The sequence below is a fragment of the Clostridium sp. LY3-2 genome (assembly GCF_024705715.1).
In the GTDB taxonomy this organism is placed as follows: domain Bacteria; phylum Bacillota; class Clostridia; order Clostridiales; family Clostridiaceae; genus Clostridium.
Map to the genome: position 1 here is coordinate 1 of NZ_JAMDLQ010000024.1, position 6,449 is coordinate 6,449.

Here is a 6,449-nt window from a genome sequence, read left to right on the forward strand (position 1 = left end):
TCAGTTGGGAGAGCACCTGCCTTGCACGCAGGGGGTCAGGAGTTCGAATCTCCTTACCTCCACCAAAGGTGAAAGAACTCATGAATTTTAAATTCATGGCTTTTTTGTTTTCTAAAAAATTGATTAGATAAAACCAAAATGGTATTATAAAGAGTAGGATAATAAATTTAATTCGAGGTATATTAAATATGTTGTATAGAGTTAAACAGTTTATTTGGGATATAACTTCAAATGTTAAGCCTATAGACGGAGAACTAGTTGACAATTATTTAAACCAAAAAGAAATAGAAGTGTTTAATAAATTAAGGCATTCGGAAAAACATCATTCTATAAGAGTTTGTAATGATGCTTTAGATTTTGCTGAAAAAAATAATATAAAAATAAATAAATATAAATTAGGAAAAGCTGCACTACTTCATGACGTAGGTAAAGTTACTGGATCAGTTAATGTTATAGATAAATCTATATTAGTACTTTTAGATAAGTTTTCTAAAGGTGCTATAAGAAAATTTAGTAATATAAAAAAGATAGATTTATATTATAACCATCCCGTAAGAGGCGCAAATATCTTAAAAAATAGATTGAAGTACGATAATGAATTTTTAGATGTTGTTAAAAACCATCATTTAGAAATACCAAAGAACAATGAAAATAAATATCTAGAGATTATAAAGATATGTGATGATAGAAACTAATTAGTTGGGAGTTTTTTATGGACGCTAAAAGTAGAAGAGATTTTATAATAAAAAAATTAATACAAAGTAATAAACCTATAAAAGGTATTGATTTTGCAAAAGATTTTGGGGTTACAAGGCAAATAATAGTTAAGGATATAGCGCTATTAAGAGCAAAGGGAAATAATATATTAGCAACTCCAGACGGATATATTATTATGAATGAAGAAAGTAAGATAAAGTCCATAATAGCTGTAAATCATGATAATGATAAAATGAAAGATGAATTAGAATGTGTTATAAAATATGGGGGAACTATTGAAGATGTAATAGTAGAACACCCTATATACGGAGAGATAAAAGGCATTTTAATGATTAAAAATCTAAATGATTTAAATAAATTTATGAAAAAGAATGAAGAAAGTGGTGCGAAACCTTTATCTGAACTTACTGATGGAGTTCATTTACATACTATATCTACTTATAGTAAAGAAGATATGGAATGTATAAAGGAAGAATTAAAAAATAAAGGGTTTATGATTATATAATTTTTTTGGGAGGTACTTTAATGGACTATGATGTTTTAATACTTGGCGGTGGGATTGTAGGATGCACAGTTGCGTATGAATTATCAAAATATAACTTAAATATAGCAGTAATAGAAAGAGACTATGACGTAGCAGATGATATAGCAGTTGCAAACACTGCTGTTGTTTACGATGGCTCTGAAACTTCTAATGCTGTTATGGCAGGTTTAGAGAATATAGGTATAGGATTAGTAAAAGAAGCTTGTGAGAAATTTAAAGTGCCATATAAGACTTTAGGATCATTAAGACTTGCTAAAACTGATTTAGATATAGAAAAAATAAAAGATATGTATAGAACTGCTAGAAATAGAGGTATTTTAGGTGTAGATATTTTAGATAGAGAAGAGATACTAGAAATAGAACCTAATATAACTGATGACGTAAAGATGGCGCTATATTCAAAAAATACAGGAATAGTTTCACCTTATGACTTAGCATTATCTTATGCTGAGATCGCTTTTGATAATGGAGTAAACTTTAGATTAGAAGAAGAAGTTAATAGTATTCAAAAAATAAATAAGGGATTCTTTGTTGAAACTAACAAAAACAAATTTAAATGTAGGTTTGTTATAAATACTATTCCAGATGAAATCTATGTCTACGATAGCAACAAAATAGAAGAAAAAGAAATTACATCTCAAAAAAATATGAATTATTTTTTAGTTGAAAATAAATTAGAGAAAAATACTAATACTATTGTTATAGAAGTTGTAGATGACAGATCATTTGTTATAAACACTCCTATGATAACAGGTGGTAATATGCTTGGTGTAAAAAACCCTAAGAGATTAAATATTCACGAAGGGATACATTACTGCAATAAAATATTACCAGAACTAAAAAAAGAAAATATCAGTGATATGATAAGGGAAGAATATAAAAGAGATGAGATTTTTATAGATGATAGTGAATTAAAAGAAGGTTATATAAGAATAACTGGGAAACACTACGGAAAACATACTATAGCGCCGGCAATAGCTGAAAATATAAGAGATACTATAGTAGCTTTATTAAATTCTAGTTTAAAAAAGGACTTTGTAGATAAAAGAAGAGAGTCTTATAGATTTAGAGAATTAGATAAAGAAGAGATAAACGAACTTATAAGAGTAGACAAGAGATACGGAAATATTATTTGCGTTTGTAATAAAGTTAGTGAAGGCGAGATTGTAGACTGTATAAGAAGACCTTTAGGGGCTAGAACTATTGAAGGAATAAGAAAGAGAACAGGAGCTGGCTTTGGAAACTGTCACGGCTCTCATTGCATAAGAAAACTTATAAATATTTTAGCTAGAGAGATGGATAAAAAGCCTAGTGAAATAGTTAGAAGCTCTAAAAATTCAAAGATAGTTATAGGAAGAATTAAAGAATTTGATGAGGTTTAAAGGGGAATAATAATTATGGAGAATAAAGAGATTTTTACAAGTGTTGTTAGAATTAAGGGTGACCCAAACAATAAAGTTGTATCTGTTAAAAGTACAGAACCTGTAGATATAAGCATATGGAAAGAATTATCAAAAGTTATAGGGAGGATATACGTTTCAACTCCTATAAAGGTTGGGGATTTAATCTGTAAAAATATAATGAATACAGGTGTAGATATAGTTTGTACTAAAACTATAGAAATATAATAAATTTTTAAATACACTTAGTAAAATATTGACAAGGAACTTGTATATATAATATATTATATATATATTTTGATAAATAAACCGTTGAAGAGGCTAAGTAACATAGATTTGCTTTTAAGAGAGCTAGTGGGTGGTGAAAACTAGTAAGCAGTTTAGTGTGAATCTACCTTCTGAGGGACTGTGAAATAAGCAGTACGGTGGGAATCGTTAAATCTTTTAAGAGGGTAAGGAGTAATTCTTACCAATTAGGGTGGCAACGCGGAGTCTTTCGTCCCTTTGTTTGGGGACACGAGGCTCTTTTTTTAATGTAAAAAAATAGTTATAGGAGGAATAGATATGTTAGATTTAAGAAGAATCAGAAACAATCCAGAAGAGATTAAAGCTGCATTAACTAACAGAGGTGAAGACTTCGATGTAGCAGTAATTGATGAAGTTGTTAAATTAGACGAAGACAGAAGAAATATATTAGTTGAGGTTGAAGCTTTAAAAAGCAAAAGAAACCAAGTTTCATCTGAAATCCCAAAATTAAAAAAAGCTGGTGAAGATGTTTCAGCGATAATGGCTGAAATGAAAGAACTTGGAAACGAAATAAAAGAACATGACACTAAACTTTCAGAAATAAATGAAAGAATAGAATATATCATGTTAAGAATTCCAAACATCCCAAACCCACAAGTTCCAGAAGGTGAAACTGATGAGGACAACGTTGAAATAAAAAGATGGGGAGATGTTAGAGTATTTGAAGGAGAACCAAAGGCTCACTGGGATATCGGTGCTGACTTAGGAATACTTGATGCTGAAAGAGGCGGAAAAGTAGCAGGTTCAAGATTCACTATGTATAAAGGGTTAGGTGCTAGACTTGAAAGAGCTGTATTAAACTACTTTATGGATAAACATGCTTTTGATCATGGATATGAAGAAATATTACCTCCATACATGGTTAACAGAAACAGTATGACAGGAACAGGACAATTACCTAAATTCGAAGAGGATGCTTTCAAAGTAGAAAACAACGGATTCTTCTTAATACCAACAGCAGAAGTTCCTGTAACTAATATGTATAGAGATGAAATTTTAAAAGGTGAAGAATTACCTATAAAACATTGTGCATATTCAGCTTGCTTTAGAGCAGAGGCTGGTTCAGCTGGAAGAGATACAAGAGGTCTTATAAGACAACATCAATTCAACAAAGTTGAGTTAGTTAAATTCACTAGACCAGAAGATTCATATGCTGAATTAGATAAATTAGTTAGAGATGCAGAGGAAGTATTAGAAGAATTAGGGTTACCATACAGAAAGGTTAGAATCTGTAAAGGTGATTTAGGATTCACAGCTGCCTTAAAGTTTGACTTAGAGGTTTGGATGCCAAGTTACAACAGATATGTTGAAATATCAAGTTGTTCAAACTTTGAAGATTTCCAAGCTAGAAGAGCTAATATCAAATACAGAGATGGAAAAGATAAACCTCAATTCGTTCACACTTTAAACGGGTCAGGATTAGCTGTAGGAAGAACTGTAGCTGCTATCTTAGAAAATTATCAAAATGAAGATGGAACAGTAACTGTACCAGACGCATTAAAGAGATATATGAACGTAGACGTTATTAAATAATTTTTAGATGCCTTGATTGTTTTATCAAGGCATCTTTTCTTTTTACACTTTGTTCACATGATATCGTTGTCATTAAAACGTATACAATGTATAATAAAAAAGTACTAAAGAATCAGGGGGAAAACAAATGAAGATATTTATAGACACAGCGAATGTAGAAGAAATAAGAAAAGCTAGCGAACTTGGAGTTCTTGCTGGTGCAACAACAAACCCTTCTTTAATAGCAAAAGAGGGAAGAGATTTAAAAGAAGTTATAGAAGAAATCTGTAGCATTGTAGATGGTCCTATAAGCGCAGAAGTTATTAGCTTAGAAGCTGATAAGATGGTTGAAGAAGGAATAGCACTAGCTAAACTTCACAAAAACATCGTAATAAAAATACCTATGTGTGAAGAGGGATTAAAAGCAGTTAGTAGACTTCACAAAGAAGGAATAAAAACTAACGTAACTTTAATATTCTCACCACTTCAAGCATTACTTGCAGCAAGAGCTGGTGCAAGCTTTGTTAGTCCATTCTTAGGAAGACTAGATGATATAGGAAACCCAGGACTAAAAGTAATAGAGGAAATAGCAGAAATGTTTGAAATACACGGAATAGATACTGAAATAATTTCAGCAAGTGTTAGAAATCCAATGCACGTTTTAGATGCTGCATTAGCAGGTTCACACATCGCAACTATTCCATATAACGTAATACTTCAAATGACAAAACATCCTTTAACAGATAAAGGAATAAGTCAATTCTTAGCTGATTACGAAAAATCACAAAAATAATTAAAAACACCTATAAATTTATATAAACTAATAAAAAGCTGTACTTGAATTTTCAAGTACAGCTTTTAGTTTTAAATAACAGTTGCTAAATATTTAGCTACTCCATTATCAATATTACTTTCAATAACTCCGCTTGCTATATCTTTAAGTTCAATAACTGCATTATCTACAGCTAGTCCCTCATCAGCTAAATCAAACATTGGTAAATCATTTAAGTTATCACCAAAGGCAACTAGTTTTTCAAAATTATTCTCTTCCATTATTAATTTAATAGAATTAGCTTTTGATGATTTGTTACTATATATTTCAAGGTTATATATATCGGCATTATAGACGTCCTTATATAAAACACAATAAAGATCAGATATATTTTTAAGGTTTTCATATACTTCTAAAACAGATTCTTTTTTATCTCTTATAAAGAAATAAAGCACTTCATCGAAGTTTGGAACTTGTCCTTTTACAAAAGTTTTGTAAGGGCTTCCTGTTCTTGTTTTTATGAATTCATCTTGGAATTCATTACTCTTTTCATAATAAGCATAGATATGATTATTTGAAAGTGTATAAGTAAAGAAAGCTACATCACAAGCTTCTATAACATTTGTAATTTCTTTTGCTAAAGTATTTTGTATATAATTTTCATTTAAATATTGATCTTTATTTATATCATACATCGCAGCACCATTCATAACTACGATAGGAAGTTTTAAATTTAAGCCTTCTAATATAGGTATAACTGTCGCTGGAGTTCTAGCAGTAGCTATTGAAAAATTAACATCTGATTCTAAAACTTTGTTTAATGTTTCTTTTGAATATTCAGATAGTAATGCTTTTTCATTAAGTAATGTACCATCTAAATCTGAAATGTATAAATTCATAATTAGCCTCCTAAATTTTGAGTGTACATCTATCATATAACATATAGAAGAAAATTTAAATGTTTTTTTGTAAATGTTTTAAGTTTTGTAATACCTAGATATAGAGAGGGTTTGAGTAGTTATTATTTAATTATATATTTATTATTATAAGAAAAAAATAAAAAAAGTTTATAAATATGCTTGACATAATATTTTATGCTTGATATAATAACTTCTGTAATCGAGGAGAGATGGTCGAGTTGGTTTAAGGCACCGGTCTTGAAAACCGGCGTACCTTTGCGGGTACCCAGGGTTCGAAT

General features: G+C 30.0%; 7 protein-coding genes and 1 other annotated feature. Of the genes, 6 read left to right on the forward strand and 1 reads right to left on the reverse strand.

The annotated features are described in order from the left end of the window. Positions 1-188: 188 nt before the first annotated feature. The 6 genes from M4I33_RS08290 (at position 189) to fsa (ending at position 5,272) form a co-directional block, all read left to right on the forward strand. Positions 189-695 (forward strand): HD domain-containing protein, encoded by a 507-nt coding sequence (locus tag M4I33_RS08290; protein WP_257916349.1) that lies wholly within the window; start codon positions 189-191, stop codon positions 693-695. A gap of 17 nt (positions 696-712) precedes the next feature. Continuing rightward, positions 713-1,222 (forward strand): transcription repressor NadR, encoded by a 510-nt coding sequence (locus M4I33_RS08295; protein ID WP_257916350.1) that lies wholly within the window; start codon positions 713-715, stop codon positions 1,220-1,222. 20 nt (positions 1,223-1,242) lie between these two features. After that, on the forward strand, positions 1,243-2,643 hold the full coding sequence (locus tag M4I33_RS08300; protein WP_257916351.1) for an FAD-dependent oxidoreductase: 1,401 nt from the start codon (positions 1,243-1,245) through the stop codon (positions 2,641-2,643). A gap of 15 nt (positions 2,644-2,658) precedes the next feature. After that, on the forward strand, positions 2,659-2,889 hold the full coding sequence (locus tag M4I33_RS08305; protein ID WP_194192051.1) for a DUF1667 domain-containing protein: 231 nt from the start codon (positions 2,659-2,661) through the stop codon (positions 2,887-2,889). A gap of 75 nt (positions 2,890-2,964) precedes the next feature. Then, positions 2,965-3,168 (forward strand) — a binding site (T-box leader). Between the two features lie 57 nt (positions 3,169-3,225). Next, complete coding sequence (gene serS, locus M4I33_RS08310) at positions 3,226-4,500, forward strand: serine--tRNA ligase (protein WP_257916352.1); 1,275 nt, start codon at positions 3,226-3,228, stop codon at positions 4,498-4,500. A 127-nt stretch (positions 4,501-4,627) separates the two neighbouring features. Continuing rightward, complete coding sequence (gene fsa, locus M4I33_RS08315) at positions 4,628-5,272, forward strand: fructose-6-phosphate aldolase (protein ID WP_194192049.1); 645 nt, start codon at positions 4,628-4,630, stop codon at positions 5,270-5,272. Positions 5,273-5,343: 71 nt separating this feature from the next. On the opposite strand, the gene M4I33_RS08320 is transcribed toward fsa, so the two are convergent. Beyond that, positions 5,344-6,150, reverse strand: coding sequence for an HAD family hydrolase (locus M4I33_RS08320; protein WP_257916353.1), 807 nt, complete (start codon positions 6,148-6,150; stop codon positions 5,344-5,346). Between the last annotated feature and the right edge of the window lie 299 nt (positions 6,151-6,449).

Bases quoted from the DNA above. Each gene is read 5' to 3' on its own strand.
- fsa (WP_194192049.1), top strand. From the start codon at position 4,628: ATGAAGATATTTATAGACACAGCGAATGTAGAAGAAATAAGAAAAGCT.
- M4I33_RS08290 (WP_257916349.1), top strand. From the start codon at position 189: ATGTTGTATAGAGTTAAACAGTTTATTTGGGATATAACTTCAAATGTT.
- M4I33_RS08320 (WP_257916353.1), bottom strand. From the start codon at position 6,150: ATGAATTTATACATTTCAGATTTAGATGGTACATTACTTAATGAAAAA.
- M4I33_RS08300 (WP_257916351.1), top strand. From the start codon at position 1,243: ATGGACTATGATGTTTTAATACTTGGCGGTGGGATTGTAGGATGCACA.
- serS (WP_257916352.1), top strand. From the start codon at position 3,226: ATGTTAGATTTAAGAAGAATCAGAAACAATCCAGAAGAGATTAAAGCT.
- M4I33_RS08295 (WP_257916350.1), top strand. From the start codon at position 713: ATGGACGCTAAAAGTAGAAGAGATTTTATAATAAAAAAATTAATACAA.
- M4I33_RS08305 (WP_194192051.1), top strand. From the start codon at position 2,659: ATGGAGAATAAAGAGATTTTTACAAGTGTTGTTAGAATTAAGGGTGAC.